We start from the raw sequence: 19674 nt of genomic DNA, 5'->3' as shown, positions 1-19674 counted from the left end.
CAACAAAAAGCTCGCCGCTAGGCAAGATATCGCCGCTCCAGCTATACTGGTTTGATGTCCTCTCCACTGCTATTCATCATCGCCTGTTTGATCTGGGGCTCTACTTTTTTCGCCATTACGCTACAACTGGGTGAAGTGCCACCCGCGGTTTCCGTGGTATACCGCTTCGCGCTGGCATCGGCCGTGCTGTTTACATGGTGTGCAGCGCGCGGCCATCGCCTGCTGCTGCCCTGGCGCGCGCAGCGCTGGCTGATGCTGCAAGGCTGCGCCACTTTTGCGGTCAGCTACATCTGCACCTACAGCTCCGAACAGTATCTGGTGTCCGGCCTGGTGGCGGTGCTGTTTGCCTTGATGGTGTTCTGGAACCCGATACTCAACCGCATCGCCTACGGCATGGCGCTGAGCTGGCGCACCTGGGCGGCGGGCGGCGTGGCGATCTGCGGCGTGACCTTGCTGTTTTACCGCTCGATTCATGGCGCATGGAATGAAATTTTAAACGGTGGCAATGGCCATTTCCTGCTGGGACTGGTGCTGGCGCTATGCGCCACCATCGCCAGCTCGGTGGGCAATATCATGGTCGTCAAGGTGCGCCAGCAATGCGACAATGTGCTGCTCACCATGGCCTGGTCGATGATGTGGGGTACGCTGCTGGTGGCCCTGTTCGTGCTGGTCAGCGGCCAGTCGTTCGTCATGCCCACCACCGCGAAATACTGGGGCGGCTTGCTGTACCTGTCGCTGCTGGGCTCGGTAATTGCGTTTGCCGCCTACTTCACACTGATCCACCGCATCGGCTCCGACAAGGCCGTGTACATCGGCGTGGTGACGCCGGTGATCTCGGTGCTGCTGTCGATCCAGCTGGAACACTACCGTCCCGGCCCGATGGAATGGCTGGGCATGGTGTTATGCTTGTCCAGCGTGGCCTGGGCTTTGAAACCACCTTCTTCTACTACTGCAAAAAACTGATGAGTACTTCCGAACTGACCATCCGCCCGGCCACGCCGGCCGACGTCCCTGCCATCTTTGGCATGATTTTCGAGCTGGCCGTGTTTGAAAAGCTGGAGCACATGGTGGTCGCCAACGAAGCCGCACTGCACGACAGCCTGTTCTGCGACAAGCCGGTGTGCGAAGCGCTGGTCGGCGAAACGGGCGGCGAGGTAGTGACCTTCGCGCTGTTCTTCCACAACTTCTCCACCTTCCTGTGCAAGAAGGGCCTGTACCTGGAAGACCTGTACGTACAGCAGGCGCACCGTGGCAAGGGTTATGGCAAGCAGATGCTGGTGGCGCTGGCGCAGCTGGCGACCGACCGCGACTGCGGCCGCTTTGAATGGTCGGTACTGGACTGGAACGCCAATGCCATCACGTTCTACGAGAACATGGGCGCGACCGTGATGCCGGACTGGCGCATCTGCCGCGTCACCGGCGACGCGCTGGCGCGGCTGTCGGCGCAGGCGTAAAAAAACCCATCCGGTTTGCGCCGGATGGGAGAACCCTTTGTCAGGGGGAGGGAGATTGAATCAACACCTCCACTATATCGTCCCCGCTGCAAACACGACGCACGGCTTACAAATCATTACGGCGACTTTACAGAAAGCCGATGTCGATTAGTCACTGTGCGCTCCAGCAGTTCAAACAAGCCTTGCGTGATGAGCGCCAGCAGCGCCGCCGGAATCGCTCCCGCCAGCAGCATATCGTTATCGTTGAGCGCCAGGCCGATGGTGATGCGTTCGCCATAGCCGCCGGCGCCGATGAACGCGGCAATCGTCGCCGTCCCCACGCTCATCACCGCCGCCGTTTTGACGCCCGCCAGTATGACCGGCAGCGCCAACGGCAGATCCACATGCCACAAGCGCTGCCAGCGGCGCAGTCCGAGCGCCTGCGCTGCCAGTTTGAGGCCGGCCGGCACTTGCAGCAGACCGGTGCAGGTATTGCGCACGATGGGCAGCAAGGCGTACACCACCAGCGCCACCAGCGCCGGCGCGGTGCCTATCATGCCAAGCAGGGGAATCAGCAGCGCCAGCAAGGCCAGTGACGGCACGGTTTGCAGCACGCCGGTCAGGCCCAGTACCACTTGCCGCAAACGGGGCCGCGTCGCCGCCAGCACGCCCAGAGGCACGCCGGCCACGCAGGCCAGCGCCACCGCCATCAGCACCAGTGCGATGTGCTGGCGCGTGAGGCGGCCAAGGTTTGGGTCGAACAGTTTGCCGAACAAGCCATCGCGCACCGCAGGCGCTGCGGCGCCAGGCGCCGTGCCCTGTCCATGCCGCGCCAGCCAGTCGCCGGCAATGCGGCTGAAGCCTTGCCCGTCAATTTCAGCGGCCGCATTCATCGCGATCATGTCGGCCGCGCTGATGCGCCCTTCCAGCCGGCTGATCGCCTGCCACGCCTGCGGGAAGCGCTGCGCCGCGTCGAGCCGGTACAGCAGCACCGCGTCGTAGCGCGGGAAGTAGCCGCGGTCATCGTCCAGCACACGCAAGCCGTACTGCTTGATCTTCGCATCGGTCGAATAGATATCGATGACATCGACCTGCTTCTGCTGCAAAGCCTCGTAGGCGATGCCGTGGTCCAGCCCTTCCGGCCGCTGTTGCAGGCCATAGCGCGCCGCCAGTCCGGGCCAGCCATCGGCGCGGCCGATAAACTCGTGCGACAAGCCAAAGCGCAAGGACGGCTGCGGCGCCAGCTCGCTGAGCTTGTACAAGCCATCCGCACGCATCGCCAGCGCATAGGTATTGTTGAAGCCCAGCGGCACCGCCACGCCCAGCCCCATCGCCGCCAGCTCCTTGCGCATCTGCTCCAGTGACGCCGGCTGCTGATGCTTGAGGATTTCCAGATCGATCGTGCCCAGGTACTCGGGATAGACGTCGATCCGCCCCGCCTGCAAGGCCGCCAGCACAATCGCCGTATTGCCCAGCCCCTGCAAATGCTCGGCCTTTGCATGCGGCGCCGCCGTTTGCGTCAGCAGCTCACCGAGGATGTACGACTCCGTAAAACGCTTAGAGCCCACATGCAGCGTATCGCCCGCCGCATGCGCCACCGTGGCCGCGCACAGCAGCGCGGCCAGCCACCATCGCCGCACCATCTCAGGCACCCGCGCGCAGCATGGAGGCCTTCAACGCCTGCCCCAGCGTCTCATAGCTTTCCGACAGGTGCGCCTTGGCCTCGCGGCTGACCGGCCGTGCCATCGCCACGCGCAGATCGCGCTGCAACTGCACGGCGTTCTGGCGCTGCAGGCTACGCACATCGGCTGGCGTGCCCGCCGATACGCGCAGCAAGGCCGCCACCACACGTTTCAGATGCTCGCGCTGCAGGTTACGCCGCATGCCGCTGATATCCTTGCCGGATTTGAGCTCGCTCCACACCGCGTTCTGCAATGTCAGATACAGCTCATCGAGGCTCAGCGCCTCCTTGCGGTTATCCAGCTTCTCCTGCGAATCCAGCAGGCGCACGGCAACGCCATCCGACATCAGCTGGTCCAGTACCGCCGACTGCAGGAACAGCACGCGGCCGCCCACCGACACATCCGGCCGCCCCGGACGCTCACTGAAGTGATCCACGCCCAGACGGCTGATGATCGCCGGCGAGAATTTGAAACTGTCCGCCTTGAACAGGCTGTCCGTCACCATCTGCAACGCGGCGCGCTGGCGCGGCAGGGGCACCGGCGTAAAGGTGGCGCGGCCGGTGCCGGCATGGTCGCGCAGATAGGTCACACCGCCGACATACTTGACCACCACCGGCATGGTGCGCGCAAACTGCTGGAAGCCATAATCGAAACTGCGGCGCAGCACTTCGTAGCTCTCGCCCGGCTTCAAGGTGCGGTTCTGAATGCGGTCCCACAATTCGCGCGAAATCGTCAGGCGGCGCTGGAAGTACGCCAGCGGATCGCTGCCCAGGTCAAACACATTGACGTCCGGGTCCAGGTTGAAGCCATTCGCATCCTGGTCGGTGCCAAACGCCAGCTGCGGCTCATTCGAACGGCCGGCGATCTTCGCCAGCTCCTCCTTCTCGTGCGCCGCATCGACAGGCTTGTAGGCATATTCAATCGCCCAGTAGTCGTAAGGCCCCAGCGTGGACGGCACATACTCGCCCTGCTTCTCGCCTTTGAGCGACAGGTTGAACGGCGTGTAGTCCATCACCGATCCCGCCAGGCCATTCTTTTTGGTGAACTCGGGGTCCTGCAATTCCTTGAGCGAATAGACCGTCGATGAGCGGAAGTTATGCCGCAGCCCCAGCGTGTGTCCCACTTCGTGCATGACGACCGACTTCACATACGCCTGCGCCACCGCATCCGCTTCCGGACTGCCCATTTCCAGTTCGCCGCGCGCTTCCAGCAGGTCCATGGCAAAGCCCATCTCGGCGGCCGATTCCTGCAGGTAGTCGCAACGCGCAGCGGCGGACTGCTGCGGCAGCAGCTGGAGCGCATCTTCGCCGATCAGGCGGCGCGCACCGCGTGCGAAGATATCGGAGATGGCGATGTCCGCATCCAGAATTTCGCCGCTGCGCGGATCGACCTGGCTCGGGCCGATGGCAAAGCTCACATCGGTGCCGACAAACCAGCGTATCGACGCATGGCGCGCATCCATGGTGTCGAAGCGGTCGGCCTCGGTCTGCTGCTTGACCACGATGGCGTTCTTGAAACCGATGCGTTCAAATGCGGCATTCCATGCCAATGCGCCCTGCCGCACCGCTTCACGGTATTTCTCCGGCACGTTGGCGTCGATCCAGTACACGATAGGCTGCCTGGGTTCGGACAGCGGCGCTTCCGGGTCCTGCTTCTCCAGCCGCCAGCGTTCGACCAGATGCACGGCGGTGGTGGGCGTCACGTCATCCGAATAATCCTGGCTGGTGCTGACGAAGTGGCCGATACGGTCATCCGCGCGGCGGCTATGCATGGCTTGCGCCGGCAGCGGCATGAAGCTGTAGTAGAAACCGAGGAACATGCTGCGCGGGTCCGGCAGCGTGGACGGCGCATGCGGAACCGCAGCGGCCATGTTTGGCGCCACCACAGCGGGCGCGGCGGCGATGCGCGGCACAAAGAAGTGGGCGTTGACCTGGAAGCCCGTCATCGCCTCATCCGCGCGGATGGTCAGGAAGCTGCTGTTGCGCGCATCCATGGCATACGGCATGCGGAAGGCAGCCTCCAGCCGCGTCGTCATCGACGGGATATCGCCGAGCAGCAGGATGTTGGCTTCCACCAGGATGCCCTTGTTCTGCGGATTCGGACCGCTGGCCACGGGCGCAATCGCCAGCAGGCTGTCCGAATAGGCCTGCTGCACCGCCATCGCTTGCGGCGTGCCGCCCTTGGCGCCAAATTCCACGTTCTTGGCGATCATCTGCACCAGGTTGCCGATGCGGTGGAACACCACCACCTGGCTCAAGCCCATCTGGCTGCCGTAGATGCCACGCTCGCCTATGCCGTTCGGCATATTCACGGACATGAACAGGGGACGGTCGAACTGGTCGGGGCGCAGCTCGATCCAGACTTTTTCCTCTTTCTGGTACAGGCTCAGAAAGCCCGGCAGGTGGGCAGCGCCACGCACCATGTCAGCAAAAGGCCGCGGCACGGCTACCGGCGCGGCAACCGCCGGCGTCGGCGTGGCGGCGGGTTGCAGCGGAGTGGTGGCAACCACGGGCACTTCAGGGGCATGCGGCACAGGCGGCGTCGGCTCCTGGGCCAGCGCCTGTACGCTCAGCGCCGCCAGGACGGCGGCGCGTACGGTATTCGGGACGAACATGGATATCCTGCTTCTTTCAAATGGCATCCGGATAATGTAACCGAAAGCACAACGAAGCGAGGGATTTTTACATGGCCGGAGAGCGTAATTTGCCTGCGTTGACGACACCGCGACACGGATTCATGCCAATCGCATAAGACAGATCCGCCGGGCGCGCGATGCGCCACAGCGCGAAGTCGGCCCGCTTGCCCACTTCCAGCGTGCCGATTTCATCGTGCAGGCCCAGTGCGCGCGCGGCATAGGCGGTGCAGCCGGCCAGCGCTTCCTGCGGCGTCAGGCGCCACAGCGTGCACGCCATATTCATCGCCAGCAGCAGCGACGTCATGGGCGAGGTGCCAGGATTGCAGTCGGTCGCCACGGCCATGGCCACGCCGGCCGCACGCAGCGCGGCCACTGGCGGCGGCGTGGTATCGCGCAGGAAGTAGTAAGCGCCCGGCAGCAGCACTGCCACCGTGCCGGCTTGCGCCATGGCGGCGATGCCCGCTGCGCTCAGATGCTCCAGGTGATCGGCCGACAAGCCCTGGTAGCGCGCCGTCAGCTCGGCGCCACGCTGGTCGGACAGCTGCTCCGCATGCAGCTTGACGGGCAGGCCGTGCGCCTGCGCGGCCTGGAATACGCGCTCCGTCTGCTCATACGAAAAGCCGATGCGTTCGCAGAACACGTCCACTGCGTCCACCAATCCTTCGGCGGCCAGCGCGGGAATCATCCTGCAGACTTCTTCGATGTAATCGTCGGCGCGGCCGGCAAACTCGGGCGGCAAGGCATGCGCGCCCAGGAAGGTGGTCGCCACGCGCACTGGCAACTCGCGGCCGATGCGGCGCGCGGCGCGCAGCATGGCCGCCTCGGATTCCTGCGTCAGGCCATAGCCGGACTTGATTTCAATGGTGGTCACGCCTTCCGCCAGCAGGCTGTAGACGCGCGGCAGGGTTTGCCGCAGCAGCTCATCTTCCGATGCCGCACGGGTAGCACGCACGGTCGACATGATGCCGCCGCCGGCGCGGGCGATGTCTTCATAAGTCGCACCGTTCAGGCGCGCTTCGAATTCATCGCTGCGGTTGCCGGCATGCACGATGTGGGTATGGCAGTCGATCAGGCCCGGCGTCAGCCAGCTGCCGCCGCCATCGTGCACGGTGACGGCCTGCGCGCCTTGCGGCATATCGGCCTGCGCGCCCAGCCACGCAATGCGGCCATCCTTGACCGCGATTGCGGCATCACGAATCTCGCCGTACCCGCCCACCATGGTGGCCAGATGCACATTGGTAAACAACACGTCCCACATACTTCGCTTTCTTAATTACGGATGATATCGGCCACCATCACGGTGGCTTGCTGGGCTTCCAGCGTCCAGTCTTCCCCGGCCTCGATGATGACCGTGTCATAGCGCACCATGGCAATGCGTTCGCGCGCGCTGCTCAGCGTCAGGCTTTCGCCGTCCGCCAGGAACAGCAGCGTGGTGGCGCTGCGGCGCTTGAGCGCCTCCGTGCCGCGCACCACGCGCAGTTCCAGGCGATGACGGCACACGCCGCGCCGCGTCATGACATTGAAATCTGTGGTCTGCTGGCCGGAGACGGTGGCGTGCACCGCATCCTCGCCCGCGAACTCGATCAGCGGCTCGCTGGGGCTGAGCACAAAGCGCTCATCGCCGAAGTCCAGCAGCACGCCGTCGCCGGCCACCAGCGCCAGCGAACGGTCAATGCCGGGGAAAGAAGAGAACGGGCCATCCTGCGCAATCGTGGCCAGGCTGATGCGCCAGTCGAAAGCATCGAAGCTGGCGCCAGCCGGAAAGACGGTAATTTCCGTCGTGCTGCCGCCGCCATTCTTCCACGGTGCGGGCCGCAGGTTTGCATACTGGATCAGCTGGGTCATCGGAACTCCCTCAGTTCGGCCAAGGTCTGCTTGAAGCGCGCAGCGATCGCCTGCTGCGCCACGTGCTGCTGATTGCGCACTACCCACTGGCCGCCGACCATGACGTCCTTGACCAGATTGTCGTTGCCGTTGAAGACAAAGGAGCCGAGTACCTCGTCCAGCGTCAACCCAAACATATTCGGGTGAGCGTCATCCAGTACCACGATGTCCGCCCGCAGTCCCACCGCCAGCGCGCCTACCGGCCGCCCTGCCGCCTGCGCGCCGCCACGCAGCGCACCCTGCCACAGGAAGTCCGCCACATTACGCTGTGTATCGGACACCGCGATATTGCGGCGCTGATGCTGCAAACGCTGGCCGTACTCCAGCCAGCGCAGTTCTTCCACCGCGCTTTGGGACACATGGCTGTCGCTGCCGATGCCAAACACGCCGCCCTGCGCCAGGAAGCTCTCGAGCGGGAACAGGCCATCGCCCAGATTCGCTTCCGTGGTCGGACACAGGCCCGCCACCGCACCGCTGCGGGCGATACCGCTGACTTCATCTTCCGTCAGATGCGTCGCATGAATCAGGCACCAGCGCGGGTCCACGCCCACATTCTCCAGCAGCCACTGCACCGGACGGCGTCCGCTCCAGTTGATCGACTGCTGCACTTCCGCCATCTGCTCGGCGATATGGATGTGCACCGGACGCGCCTTGGGCAGCGTCGCCAGCACTTCCTGTATCTGCCCGACCGACGCCGCGCGCAGCGAATGCGGCGCCACGCCCACTTCAGTCTGCGCATCGCGCAGCGGCTCCAGCGCCTCAATGATGCGCAACACATCCTGCGCATCGGTTTTAAAACGCTGCTGCTCCGGTTTCAGCGCCATTTCGCCAAAGCCGGAATAACTATACAACACTGGCAGCATGGTCACGCCGATTCCGGCCAACCGTGCGGCGCCGATGACACGCTCCGCCGTTTCCGCCGGCCGCGCATACATGGCGCCGTCCTGCGCACGCTGCACGTAGTGGAATTCGCACATCGAGGTATAGCCGTGGCGCAGGCATTCGCTATACAGCTGCGCGGAAATCGCCTCGATATGTTCCGGCGTGATGTTGCGCGCAAAGCGGTACATCAGGTCGCGCCAGGTCCAGAAGCTGTCCTTGCTGTCGCCCGCCTTCTCGGTGCGCCCGCCCAGCGCGCGCTGGAAGCTGTGCGAGTGCAGATTGATCATGCCCGGCAGCGCATACGCCACCGTCTCGGCGCCGGCACGCGCGTTCTCCGCAGCGCCCGGCAGGAGCGCCGTGATGCTGCCGTCCGCGTCCCACTCGATGAGCACATCTTTCACCCAGCCTTCCGGCAACAGCGCTTGGCGCGCAAATAGCCTGCTCATGCGCGGCTCCATTCCGCAGCAGCCTGCATCATCGCGCGCAGCGGCGGCTGCACCTGCGCCGCCAGGTCGGCGCGGTAGCCGTATGGCGCATTCTCGTCCATGTAGGTGGACTGGCACATCTCCAGCTGGATCGCGTGCACGCCCCTTGCCGGTTCACCGTAAAAGCGCGTGATATGGCCGCCCTTGAAGCGGCCGTTGACGGCAATGGTGTAGTGCTGGTCCGCGCGCGCAGCGGCCACGATGGCATCGGTCAGGCCGGCATCGCAGCTCTTGCCGTCGGCCGTGCCGAAATTCAGGTCCGGCAGCTTGCCGTCAAAGAAGCGCGGCACGTGCGAGGCGATCGAATGCGCGTCCCACAGCACCACGCGGCCATGCTGCGCCAGCAGGCGGTCCAGCTCTGCGCGCAGCTGGTTGTGATACGGCTTCCAGTATGCCTGCAGGCGGCGCTCTACCTCGGCCTGGTCTGGCGTGCGGCCTTCGCGGTACAAAGGTTCGCGGTGGAAGGTATCGACCGGGCACAGGCCCGTCGTGTCCTGGCCCGGATACAGATTGGTGTTTTCCGGCGGACGGTTCAAGTCGATCACGTAGCGCGACCAGCGCGCCGACAGGACCGATGCACCCATCTCGCCCAGGAATTCATACAGGCGGACCAGATGCCAGTCCGTGTCCTGCTTGTCGACGGCGGCCGGCGTCATCGCCGCCAGCACATCGTCGGGAATATCGGTGCCCACGTGCGGCATGGACACCAGCAAGGGAATACTGCCTGCTTTGAACTGATAGTCCATGCCGTTCTCCATCAAGGATGCAGCGCGGTGAACAGCTCTTTGCACGATGCGCTCAACTCGCCGCGCATGACCATGCCCTTGGCTGCCTCGATGTCCGGTGCGAAGAAGCGGTCTTCCTCGTAGAACGACACCTTCTGGCGTAGCTGCGCATGCACATGCTCCAGATGCGGCGAGGTTTTCAGCGGACGGTGGAAGTCGATGCCCTGGGCGGCAGCCAGCAGTTCGATACCGATGATGACCGCGGTATTCTGCGCCATGTCGTCCAGGCGGCGCGCGGCGTAGGTCGCCATGCTCACGTGGTCTTCCTGGTTGGCCGAAGTCGGGATGGTGTCCACACTGCCCGGATGCGCAATCGACTTGTTCTCCGACGCCAGCGCGGCGGCGGTGACGTGGGCGATCATGAAGCCCGAGTTCAGGCCGGGGTCGCGCACCAGGAACGGCGGCAAGCCGGACAGGGTGGCGTCGATCAGCAGCGAGATGCGGCGCTCGGAGATCGAACCGATTTCCGCGATGGCAAGCGCCAGCGTGTCGGCGGCAAACGCCACCGGCTCGGCGTGGAAGTTACCGCCCGAGACCACTACCGACAGCTCGCCGTCCTTGAACAGCAGCGGATTGTCGGTCACGGCATTGGCTTCGATCAGCAGCGTGCGCGAAGCGTTGTTGATGATGTCCCAGCAGGCGCCCATGACTTGCGGCTGGCAGCGCAGGCAGTACGGGTCCTGCACACGCTCATCGCCCACCAGGTGCGAGGCGCGGATCGCGCTGTCCGACACCAGCTGGCGGTAAATCGAGGCGGCGGCGATCTGGCCCGGCTGGCCGCGTACTTCATGCACGCGGGCGTCGAACGGCGAATCGGAACCCTTGGCCGCATCCAGCGACAGCGCGCCGGAGACCATGCCCGCTTCCAGCAGGCGCTCGGCCATGAACAGGCCATGCAGCGCCAGTGCGGTCGATACCTGGGTGCCGTTAATCAGCGCCAGGCCTTCCTTGGCGGCCAGTACCACCGGCTCGATGCCGGCGGCCTTGAGTGCGGCGCCGGCTTCCTGCAGCTCGCCGTTGACACGCACCTGGCCCACACCCATGATGGCCAGCGTCATGTGCGACAGCGGCGCCAGGTCGCCCGATGCGCCGACCGAACCCTTGGCCGGAATCGCCGGCATGATGCCGGCGTTGTAGATCGCGATCAGCGCATCGATAATCAGTGGGCGCACGCCCGAGTAGCCACGCGCCAGGCTGCCAATCTTCATCAGCACGATCAGGCGGCACACCGCATCCGACATCAGCTCGCCCGTGCCCACCGAGTGCGACAGGATCAGGTTGCGCTGCAGCTGTTCCAGCTTGTCGTCCGGGATGCGGGTCTTGGCCAGCAGGCCGAAACCAGTGTTGATGCCGTAGGCGGCATCGCCCTTGGTCACGATGGCGCGCACCGCGGCGGCCGAAGCTTCGATCACGGGATAGGCTTCCGCCGCCAGCGACAGCGGGCCACGCGCATTCCATACGGCGCGCAGTTCGGTGAGCGTCATGGCGCCCGGTTTCAACATCAGTGCATTAGCATTCATAGTCTTCTCAATCATTTAATCATTGGCAGGTTCAGGCCATTGCGCTTGGCGCAGGCGACGGCGCTTTCATAGCCGGCATCGGCATGACGCATCACGCCCGAGCCGCTGTCGTTGACCAGCACGCGCGCCAGGCGCTTGGCGGCGGCGTCGGTACCATCGGCCACGATCACCACGCCGGAATGCTGCGAGTATCCCATGCCGACGCCACCACCGTGGTGCAGCGAGACCCAGGTGGCGCCGCCAGCGGTGTTCAGCAGCGCGTTCAGCAGCGGCCAGTCGGAGACGGCGTCGGTGCCATCCTTCATGCTTTCGGTTTCGCGGTTAGGGCTGGCCACCGAGCCGGTATCCAGGTGGTCGCGGCCGATCACGACTGGCGCTTTCAGTTCACCGTTGCGCACCATCTCGTTGAAAGCCAGGCCGGCGATGTGGCGCTCGCCCAGGCCCAGCCAGCAGATACGCGCCGGCAGGCCCTGGAAGGCGATGCGTTCGCGCGCCATGTCCAGCCAGCGGTGTACCTGCGCGTGATGCGGGAACAGTTCCTTGATCTTGGCATCGGTCTTGTAGATATCTTCCGGATCGCCGGACAGCGCCACCCAGCGGAACGGGCCGCGGCCTTCGCAGAACTGCGGACGGATGTAAGCCGGTACAAAACCAGGGAAGTCAAACGCGTTCTTGACGCCGTGGTCAAACGCCACCTGGCGGATGTTGTTGCCGTAATCAACCACCTTGGCGCCCAGCGCCTGGAAGTCCAGCATGGCCTGCACGTGCACGGCGCAGCCCTCGGTGGCGGCAGCCTTCAGCTCTGGATGGCGCGCCGGATCCTGCTGCGCGGCCTTCCACTGCTCGATGCTCCAGCCTTGCGGCAGGTAGCCGTTGATCAGGTCATGCGCCGAGGTCTGGTCGGTCACCATATCCGGTACCAGGCCGCCTTCCTTGGCGCGGCGGACCAGTTCCGGCAGCACGTCGGCCGCATTGCCCAGCAGGCCGATGGAAATAGCGTCGCCATTGGCCTTGTGCTGCTGGATCATCGCCAGCGCTTCGTCGATCGACGCGGCCTGCTTGTCCAGGTAGCGGGTACGCAGGCGGAAGTCAATGCTGCTTTGCTGGCACTCGACAGTCAGCGACACGGCGCCGGCCATGGTCGCGGCCAGCGGCTGCGCGCCGCCCATGCCGCCCAGGCCTGCGGTCAGCACCCAGCGGCCTTTGAGGTCGCCGCCGAAGTGCTGGCGACCGGCTTCTGCGAACGTCTCGAAGGTGCCCTGCACGATGCCCTGGGTGCCAATGTAAATCCACGAACCGGCCGTCATCTGGCCGTACATGAACAGGCCTTTGCGGTCCAGTTCATTGAAATGCTCCCAGTTCGCCCACTTCGGCACCAGGTTGGAATTGGCGATCAGCACGCGCGGCGCGTCTTCGTGGGTCTGGAACACGCCCACCGGCTTGCCGGACTGAATCAGCAGGGTCTGGTTTTCTTCCAGCTCGCGCAGCGACGCCAGGATCTGGTCATAGCACTCCCAGTTGCGTGCAGCGCGGCCGATACCGCCATAGACCACCAGATGCTTGGGGTTTTCCGCCACTTCCTTGTCCAGATTGTTCTGGATCATGCGGTAAGCCGCTTCCGCGCCCCAGGTCTTGCAAGTGCGCTCAGGGCCGCGTGGTGCGCGGATCTCGCGGGTGGCGTCGTAACGTGGGTCGCTGTCTAAATGGCTGGTCATGGGAGTCTCCTGCACGTGATTGATATGCTCGCAGCATAAGTTGTATAGACAACCAAGTCAACGAGTTTGTGCGCTGTTGCCCTTACTCAAGAATTTTTTATTTCATTTCAATTAACAAAATTTGTTAATTCACAACGAAATTGCACCAGGAAATCATTCGTAAAAAAAACAGATGACAATTTAGCCCCTGCATTAAAAATTCCTATTCACCACATTACCTTCATCAAAATATTCAGCGTGACAGTGTTATCGCAGGCTTCTATCGTCAATTTGCTGTTGGTGATTTTCGGAGATTTTTTAACAGTGAGTAACACAGGGGAAAGAAATGGATAAAAAGAAATTGCACCTGCAAACTTTGGCGCTGGCTGTCATGCTGGCCGCATCTTCTCTGGCTGCCGCAGCGGCGGCGCCACCTCAAGGTCCTGGGGCCGTCACGCTAACCAATACGGCCGGCAATCTATGGACTGCATCCATCGGCAACACGCCGCTACTGGGAGCGTTCACGGACGTATTTACTTTCACCAATCCGGTATCAGCCGGTTCTACCGCCTGGGGAACCTTGGTCAATACCAGCTTTCTGGGCTACGCCAACGTCACCTTCACCGGTGCCGACTTGAATGGTATTTCACTGCTGACCGGCGCGCTGCCGGTCTGGCCCGTGACGTTCAACGTTGCCACCTTGCTGCCGGCATCAGTCACCGGCCCGTTGAAGCTGACAGTGCACGGCGTCAGCAATGGCGGCAGCTATGGCGGTGACATCAATGTCGTGATGTCGCCCGTGCCAGAGCCTGTCACCTACGGCATGATGATCGGCGGCCTGGGCATCCTGGCCATGCTGTCGCGCCGCCGCAAGCAATGAGTTTCTGCACCACAGCAAAAAGGGAATCCGTATGGATTCCCTTTTTTTATTTACGTCCGTAGACTTTTTTCCCGCCCATCCAGGTTTGTAGCACCTGCGTCTTGCCCAGCTGTTCAGGCGGGATCTTGAAGATGTCGCGGTCTACCACCACAAAGTCGGCCCACTTGCCGGGCTCCAGCGAGCCGATGACGTTTTCCTGGTGCGCCGCATAGGCGGCATCCAGCGTGAAGCAGCGGAAGGCTTCGGTCATGCTCATGGCCTGGTTCTTGTACCAGCCGCCCACCGGCACGCCGGCATTGTTCTGCCGCGTGACCGCCGCATGCAGGCCCTCAAACGGATTCGGCGACTCGATCGGGAAATCGGAACCGCAGGCGATCTTCGAACCCTGGTCGAGGAAGCTGCGCCACGCGTAGGCGCCCTTGATGCGCTCATGGCCGACGCGCTGCTCGGCCATATTCTGGTCCGAGGTCGCATGGGTCGGCTGCATCGACGGGATAATGCCCAGCTGCTTGAAGCGCGGAATATCCTCCAGCGTCACCACCTGCGCATGCTCGATACGGTGGCGCAGCTCGACGTTCTTGTACTGCGGGAGCAGCTGCGCGTAGGCGTCCAGGATCTGGTGGTTGCCGGCGTCGCCGATGGCGTGGATGTTGACCTGATAGCCGGCCTTCATCGCCTTGTTCATCTTGGCGCGCATCTCCGCGTCCGGATAGAACAGCAGGCCCTTGGTGGACGGCATATCGGTGTATGGCGCCAGCAGCGCCGCGCCACGGCTGCCCAATGCACCGTCTGAGTACAGCTTGACCGCAGCCAGCGCGTAGACGTCATTGGCGTAGGACTTGAGCGGGCCATCCTTGGACAGTTCATCGAAATCCGCCGTGGTGTCGCCGATCATGGCGTACACGCGCGTGGTCAGCTTGCCGTGGTCGGCATAGTCGCGGTAGATATCGTCCTGCACCACCTTGATGCCCGCATCATGCACGCTGGTCAGGCCCACCTTGGCCAGCGAGACCAGCGCCACATCCAGCGTGGCGCGCGCCTCGGCCGGCGTCGGCAGCGGCACCACGCGGTTCACCAGCTCCATGGCCGCATCGACCAGCACCCCGGTCGGCTTGCCGCTGGCATCACGCTCGATCTTGCCGCCCGCCGGATCACGCGTCTCTCTGGTGATGCCGGCCATCTCCAGCGCCTTGGTATTCAGCCACACTGCATGGCCATCCACCCGGTGCAGCAGCACGGGACGGTCGCTGACCACCGCATCTAGCTCGGCGGCCGTGGGGAAACGGCCCAGCTTCCAGATTTCCTGATTCCAGCCAAAGCCGATGATCCAGACCTTTTTAGGGTGGGTGCGGGCGAACTCCCCGACCGCCTTGACGGCCGCATTCAGCGAGGTAGGGCTGAACAGCTCGACGCCGGACGCGATCTCGCCCAGCTCGAATACATGGCCGTGGGCGTCGATCAGGCCTGGCAGCAGGGTCTTGCCCTGCACGTCGACGTGCTCCGCCTTCGGCAGCGCGGCCGCCGTTTCCGCCTCGCTGCCCACCGCCACAATACGGCCCAGGTCATCGAACGCCAGCGAGGTAAAGCGCTGCAACTGGCCGGCCGCGTTCAGCGTGTAGCCGTTGGCACGGTCGATGATGGTGTCGGCATGGGCAGGCAACGTGACCAGCACGGCGGCGAGTAAAAGGGTGGTGCGCATCGGGTTCTCCATTCGGCAGCAAGATTCAGAGTGTAGCGAAGTTTGCGCCGTGGTCAATCGAACAGTGTTGCAAACCGGGGATTTCGGTGTCCGGGCGGGTACAATGCGCACAGATTCCCTTTTGCGAACCGTCCTGTGTCCAGTCGCCTACTCTACTTCCGTCTTGCCAAAGAATTCCGCCCCTACGCGTGGATCGCCCTCGTCACCATGCTGGCGGTCGGTATGGCCGCCGCCACCGACGTGCTGCTGATCCGCCAACTGCAAAACGTCGTGGACGCGCTGGCGCCGTCGCACACCCTCGGTCCCAAGGCGCCGGCCACCGGCATCCTGGCCTTCGTGCAGGACACCCTGAGCCACTTGCTGCCGCGAGATCCCGGCAAGGCCGCGCTGTGGACCATCCCGGCCGTGATCTTCGGCCTGGCCGTGATGCGCATGGTCTCCAGCTTTGCCGGCGAATACGGCGCCGCGTGGCTGAGCAGCCGGGTGCAGGCCAATCTGCGTGAAGTCATGTTCGCCCGCATCATGCGCCTGCCGAACGGCTATTTCGACCAGTCCTCCACCGGCACCACGCTGTCGCGCGTGGCCTTCGATGCGGCCCAGGTGGCGCAGGCCGTGATCACCGTGGTCAACGTCGCCATGCGCGACTCGGTGGCCACGGTCGGCTACCTGGTCACGCTGTTCACCATCGACTGGCAACTGGCGGTGTTCTGCCTTGGCCTGCTGCCGCTGGTGGCGGCCATCGTCACCTTTGCCGGCCGCCGCATGCGCAAATTGAGCAAGAGCGCGCAGGCGGCCATGGGCGACCTGACCAATGTGCTCGACGAAAGCATCAGCGGCCAGCGCGTGGTGAAGATCTTCGGCGGCCAGAAATATGAGCAGAACCGTTTCGACGGCGTGGTCAAGCTGAATCGCCAGCTGGCGGTCAAGCACGCGGCCACGTCGGCGCTCAACTCCGGCATCATCATGCTGCTGATCGGGATTACGCTGTCGTCGGTGATCTACTTTGCGCTGCTGCGCGCGCAGGCGGGGGCGCTGTCGCCGGGCGCCTTCGTGGCGTTCATGTCCTCGCTGATGGCGATGCAGTCGCCGATCAAGAACCTGACCAAGATTAACGAACCGATGCAGCGCGGCCTGGCGGCGGCGGAATCCGTGTATGGCCTGATCGACCTGGAGTCGGAGGCCGACCAAGGCAAAAAAATCATCGCGCGCGCCGAAGGCCGTCTGTCGGTGCAGGACGTGAGTTTCCACTACCGTGGCATCGATGGCGCAACGCTGGACCCGGATGCGCGTCCGGCGCTGGACCACGTGTCGCTGGAGATCACCGCTGGCGAAACAGTGGCGCTGGTCGGCAGCTCGGGCAGCGGCAAGACCACCTTGGCCGGCCTGCTGCCGCGCTTCTACGACGTCAGTGGCGGCAGCATCCAGCTGGACGGCGTCGACCTGCGCGACTACACCATGACCTCGTTGCGCCAGCAAATCGCGCTGGTGTCGCAGGACGTGGTGCTGTTCAACGACACGCTGGCCGCCAACATCGCTTACGGTGATCCGGCGCCATCGATGGAGCGCGTGATTGCGGCGGCCCGCGCCGCCCATGCCCATGAATTCATCGAACGCCAGCCGGATGGCTACCATACGCCGGTGGGCGAAAACGGCCTGCGCCTGTCAGGCGGCCAGCGCCAGCGCCTGGCGATTGCGCGCGCCCTGTACAAGAACGCGCCCATCCTGATCCTGGACGAAGCCACCAGCGCGCTGGACACGGAATCGGAACGCCTGGTGCAGGCGGCGCTGGAAGTGCTGATGAAAGGCCGCACCACAGTGGTCATCGCCCACCGCCTGTCGACCATTGAAAACGCCGACCGCATCGTGGTGCTGGACCGTGGCCGCATCGCCGAAGCCGGCACCCACGACGCGCTGCTGGCGCAGAACGGCATCTACGCCCGCCTCTATCAAACGCAGAAAAGCGTTCAAACCTAAGTTCGGGGTCAGTGCCGACATTCGGACACGGGCTCAACTGCGTGCAGCTGAGCCCGTGTCCGAATGTCGGCACTGACCCCGAACTTTTAGGTGGCGTCGTGAAAGATGATGCCTAGGGTGTGACGCGCGCCGGCGCGCAGCCGGCTCACGCCATGCCGCAGGTTGACGCGGTAGACGCCGCGCGTGCCTTGCACCGGACGCTGGTGGACGGCAAAGATCACCATGTCGCCGCGCTTGAGCGGCACCACTTCCACCCGCGACTGCATGCGCGGCCGCTGTTCGGTCAGCACAAACTCCCCGCCTTCGAAATCCTTGCCTGGTTGGCTCAGCAGCACGGCGGCCTGCAACGGGAACACGTGCTCGCCATACAGGTCCTGATGCAGGCAGTTGTAGTCGCCCGCCGTATATTCCAGCAGCAGCGGCGTCGGACGCTGCTGGCCCGCCGCGTGGCAGCGCGCCAGGAACTCGTTATGCTCGGCCGGGAAACGCGCGGGCAGCTCCATGAGCTCATGCCAGCGGTTGGCGATGGCGGCCAGCGGTCCATACAGCGCTTGCCGCAACGCCGCAATCGTTGATGGCAGCGGATAGCGGAAGTATTGGTATTCGCCACGGCCGAAGCCATGCTGCGCCATCACCACGCGGCTGCGGAACAGCTGCGGCTGCGCGTACTGCGCCGCCATCGCCGCGCATTCGTCGGCGGTCAGCATGCCGGGCAGGATGGCGTAGCCGTGCACATTGAGTTCGTCGGCAATCGCTTGCCAGTCCAGCCCCGCCACATGCACGGCGATGCCTGCCGCCGCGCCAACGGCCTTGCGTGCAGCCAGCGGCGCGGCGGCCAATGGCACAGCGGGAGGCTGCACCACGGGCGGCGCCAGGCGCCGCTTGCGCTCCGCCGCCGGGTCGCCGAAATCCAGTTCGCCGTTACTCATTACCCGCCTCGCGGTTGAGCAGCTGCGCCTTGCGGTCCACGCCCCAGCGGTAGCCGGAGATCGAACCGTCGTTGCGCACCACACGATGGCACGGTATCGCCACCGCAATCGCATTCGCCGCGCAGGCGCTGGCCACGGCGCGCGCACCGCGCGGCACGCCGGCGAGTTCGGCCAGTTCGGCATAGGTCACGCGCCGCCCGGCAGGAATCGCACGCAGCACCTGCCACACGCGCTGCTGGAAGGCGGTGCCGCGCACATCGAGCGGCAGGTCGAGGCCAATCTCGGGATGCTCGACCATGCCGACCACGCGCGACACCACCTGCTCGTATTCCGGCTCGGCGCCGATCAATTCCGCCTTGGGGAAGCGGTCCTGCAAATCCTTGACCAGGAAGTCGGGATCATCGTCGATCAGGATGGCGCAGATGCCTTGCACCGTGCTGGCCACCAGAATCGGCCCCAGCGAACACTCGGCAATCGCAAACCTGATCTGCTCACCGGCGCCGCCGCTGCGGAACGCCGATGGCGTCATGCCCAGCACCGCTGGCGATTGCGCATAGAAGCGGCCACTCGAATTGAAACCCGCCGCATACATCGCATCCGTCACCGTGGCCTCCTGCGCCAGCCCGGCCTGCACCCGCCGCGCCCGCGCTGCATTGACATAGGCTTTGGGCGTAATTCCCGTCACCGTCTTGAACATGCGGTGGAAGTGGAAGCGGCTGACGCCAACCGCACTCGCCAGGCTGTCGAGATCCAGCGCCTCTTCGGAAGCATCGATCAGATGGCAGGCCTGCGCCACGATGGCGGCCTGGCGTTCGGCCAGCGGCGGCTGGTCCGGCTTGCAGCGCAGGCAGGGACGAAAGCCGGCCGCCTCGGCCTGCGCGCGGCTGTCGTGGAAAGCGACGTTCTTGCGCAGCGCCGGCCGCGCCGCGCACGATGGACGGCAATACACGCCCGTGCTGCGCACCGAATACCAGAACACGCCGTCGGCGCCGCCGTCACGCTGCTGCACGGCGCGCCAGCGCGCTTCGTCGCTGCTGTACGCCAGTTGGTTTTCACTCTTGCCCATTTCAGACTCCGTGATGTGGTGGAATGCAGCCATCTTAGCCAGCGCATCAATCCGTCGCACTCCGCCTCTTGCTTTTGAATTGTACAAGCATGCGATGCTAGAATGTCCTCTTTCCAGGAGAAGCCG

Annotated in this window: 15 protein-coding genes; 4 read left to right on the top strand and 11 right to left on the bottom strand. The window is 64.2% G+C overall.

What is annotated here, in order from left to right; all coding sequences use genetic code 11:
• Nucleotides 1-54: 54 nt before the first annotated feature.
• The gene (locus BUA36_RS15665) at nucleotides 55-963 is read left to right on the top strand and encodes a DMT family transporter (protein WP_072786076.1); all 909 of its coding nucleotides are present in this window, start codon (nucleotides 55-57) and stop codon (nucleotides 961-963) included.
• Entirely contained in the window at nucleotides 963-1454 is a 492-nt protein-coding gene (locus tag BUA36_RS15660) for a GNAT family N-acetyltransferase (RefSeq protein WP_072786075.1), read from the top strand. Before BUA36_RS15665 ends, BUA36_RS15660 begins: the two co-directional genes overlap by 1 nt.
• Before the next feature lie 116 nt (nucleotides 1455-1570).
• On the opposite strand, the gene BUA36_RS15655 is transcribed toward BUA36_RS15660, so the two are convergent.
• From BUA36_RS15655 to hutU, 8 genes are all read right to left on the bottom strand, one after another.
• Nucleotides 1571-3076, bottom strand: a complete 1506-nt coding sequence (locus BUA36_RS15655) for an ABC transporter permease/substrate-binding protein (protein WP_072786074.1) — start codon at nucleotides 3074-3076, stop codon at nucleotides 1571-1573.
• 1 nt (nucleotide 3077) lies between these two features.
• Nucleotides 3078-5729, bottom strand: a complete 2652-nt coding sequence (locus BUA36_RS15650; RefSeq protein ID WP_072786073.1) for a zinc-dependent metalloprotease — start codon at nucleotides 5727-5729, stop codon at nucleotides 3078-3080.
• A 67-nt stretch (nucleotides 5730-5796) separates the two neighbouring features.
• Nucleotides 5797-7008 (bottom strand): imidazolonepropionase, encoded by a 1212-nt coding sequence (hutI, locus tag BUA36_RS15645; RefSeq protein ID WP_072786072.1) that lies wholly within the window; start codon nucleotides 7006-7008, stop codon nucleotides 5797-5799.
• An 11-nt stretch (nucleotides 7009-7019) separates the two neighbouring features.
• On the bottom strand, nucleotides 7020-7595 hold the full coding sequence (locus BUA36_RS15640) for a HutD/Ves family protein (protein WP_072786071.1): 576 nt from the start codon (nucleotides 7593-7595) through the stop codon (nucleotides 7020-7022).
• On the bottom strand, nucleotides 7592-8962 hold the full coding sequence (locus BUA36_RS15635) for a formimidoylglutamate deiminase (RefSeq protein WP_072786070.1): 1371 nt from the start codon (nucleotides 8960-8962) through the stop codon (nucleotides 7592-7594). The genes BUA36_RS15640 and BUA36_RS15635 overlap by 4 nt, the downstream gene beginning before the upstream one ends.
• Nucleotides 8959-9747: an N-formylglutamate deformylase gene (hutG, locus tag BUA36_RS15630; RefSeq protein ID WP_072786069.1), complete on the bottom strand. Its 789-nt coding sequence runs from the start codon at nucleotides 9745-9747 to the stop codon at nucleotides 8959-8961. The genes BUA36_RS15635 and hutG overlap by 4 nt, the downstream gene beginning before the upstream one ends.
• A gap of 11 nt (nucleotides 9748-9758) precedes the next feature.
• Nucleotides 9759-11306, bottom strand: coding sequence for a histidine ammonia-lyase (gene hutH, locus BUA36_RS15625; RefSeq protein ID WP_072786068.1), 1548 nt, complete (start codon nucleotides 11304-11306; stop codon nucleotides 9759-9761).
• An 11-nt stretch (nucleotides 11307-11317) separates the two neighbouring features.
• Nucleotides 11318-13021, bottom strand: a complete 1704-nt coding sequence (gene hutU / locus BUA36_RS15620) for a urocanate hydratase (protein WP_072786067.1) — start codon at nucleotides 13019-13021, stop codon at nucleotides 11318-11320.
• Between the two features lie 325 nt (nucleotides 13022-13346).
• Between hutU and BUA36_RS15615 the strand changes: the two genes are divergently transcribed.
• The gene (locus BUA36_RS15615; RefSeq protein WP_084560179.1) at nucleotides 13347-13880 is read left to right on the top strand and encodes an FxDxF family PEP-CTERM protein; all 534 of its coding nucleotides are present in this window, start codon (nucleotides 13347-13349) and stop codon (nucleotides 13878-13880) included.
• 46 nt (nucleotides 13881-13926) lie between these two features.
• Here BUA36_RS15615 and BUA36_RS15610 read toward each other — a convergent pair whose 3' ends face one another.
• Nucleotides 13927-15579 carry an amidohydrolase gene (locus BUA36_RS15610; protein ID WP_229255722.1) on the bottom strand — a complete coding sequence of 551 codons (1653 nt, stop codon included), beginning with the start codon at nucleotides 15577-15579 and terminating at the stop codon, nucleotides 13927-13929.
• 135 nt (nucleotides 15580-15714) lie between these two features.
• Here BUA36_RS15610 and msbA point away from each other — a divergent pair, with 135 nt between their 5' ends.
• Nucleotides 15715-17553, top strand: coding sequence for a lipid A export permease/ATP-binding protein MsbA (gene msbA / locus BUA36_RS15605; RefSeq protein WP_072786065.1), 1839 nt, complete (start codon nucleotides 15715-15717; stop codon nucleotides 17551-17553).
• Between the two features lie 86 nt (nucleotides 17554-17639).
• On the opposite strand, the gene BUA36_RS15600 is transcribed toward msbA, so the two are convergent.
• Both BUA36_RS15600 and ada read right to left on the bottom strand, forming a co-directional pair.
• Nucleotides 17640-18482 carry a 2OG-Fe(II) oxygenase gene (locus BUA36_RS15600; protein ID WP_084560178.1) on the bottom strand — a complete coding sequence of 281 codons (843 nt, stop codon included), beginning with the start codon at nucleotides 18480-18482 and terminating at the stop codon, nucleotides 17640-17642.
• A complete protein-coding gene (gene ada, locus BUA36_RS15595; protein WP_072786064.1) occupies nucleotides 18475-19548 on the bottom strand; it encodes a bifunctional DNA-binding transcriptional regulator/O6-methylguanine-DNA methyltransferase Ada in 1074 nt (357 codons plus the stop codon). Before ada ends, BUA36_RS15600 begins: the two co-directional genes overlap by 8 nt.
• Nucleotides 19549-19674 lie beyond the last annotated feature (126 nt).

The organism is Duganella sacchari, from assembly GCF_900143065.1.
In the GTDB taxonomy this organism is placed as follows: domain Bacteria; phylum Pseudomonadota; class Gammaproteobacteria; order Burkholderiales; family Burkholderiaceae_D; genus Rugamonas; species Rugamonas sacchari.
Note: the sequence above shows the minus strand (reverse complement) of the source record. Positions and strands in the feature narration are given on the sequence as shown.

Excerpts from the sequence above, each read along its gene's own strand:
- BUA36_RS15665 (WP_072786076.1), top strand. The coding sequence starts at position 55 with ATGTCCTCTCCACTGCTATTCATCATCGCCTGTTTGATCTGGGGCTCT.
- BUA36_RS15660 (WP_072786075.1), top strand. The coding sequence starts at position 963 with ATGAGTACTTCCGAACTGACCATCCGCCCGGCCACGCCGGCCGACGTC.
- BUA36_RS15655 (WP_072786074.1), bottom strand. The coding sequence starts at position 3,076 with ATGGTGCGGCGATGGTGGCTGGCCGCGCTGCTGTGCGCGGCCACGGTG.
- BUA36_RS15650 (WP_072786073.1), bottom strand. The coding sequence starts at position 5,729 with ATGTTCGTCCCGAATACCGTACGCGCCGCCGTCCTGGCGGCGCTGAGC.
- hutI (WP_072786072.1), bottom strand. The coding sequence starts at position 7,008 with ATGTGGGACGTGTTGTTTACCAATGTGCATCTGGCCACCATGGTGGGC.
- BUA36_RS15640 (WP_072786071.1), bottom strand. The coding sequence starts at position 7,595 with ATGACCCAGCTGATCCAGTATGCAAACCTGCGGCCCGCACCGTGGAAG.
- BUA36_RS15635 (WP_072786070.1), bottom strand. The coding sequence starts at position 8,962 with ATGAGCAGGCTATTTGCGCGCCAAGCGCTGTTGCCGGAAGGCTGGGTG.
- hutG (WP_072786069.1), bottom strand. The coding sequence starts at position 9,747 with ATGGACTATCAGTTCAAAGCAGGCAGTATTCCCTTGCTGGTGTCCATG.
- hutH (WP_072786068.1), bottom strand. The coding sequence starts at position 11,306 with ATGAATGCTAATGCACTGATGTTGAAACCGGGCGCCATGACGCTCACC.
- hutU (WP_072786067.1), bottom strand. The coding sequence starts at position 13,021 with ATGACCAGCCATTTAGACAGCGACCCACGTTACGACGCCACCCGCGAG.
- BUA36_RS15615 (WP_084560179.1), top strand. The coding sequence starts at position 13,347 with ATGGATAAAAAGAAATTGCACCTGCAAACTTTGGCGCTGGCTGTCATG.
- BUA36_RS15610 (WP_229255722.1), bottom strand. The coding sequence starts at position 15,579 with ATGCGCACCACCCTTTTACTCGCCGCCGTGCTGGTCACGTTGCCTGCC.
- BUA36_RS15600 (WP_084560178.1), bottom strand. The coding sequence starts at position 18,482 with ATGAGTAACGGCGAACTGGATTTCGGCGACCCGGCGGCGGAGCGCAAG.
- ada (WP_072786064.1), bottom strand. The coding sequence starts at position 19,548 with ATGGGCAAGAGTGAAAACCAACTGGCGTACAGCAGCGACGAAGCGCGC.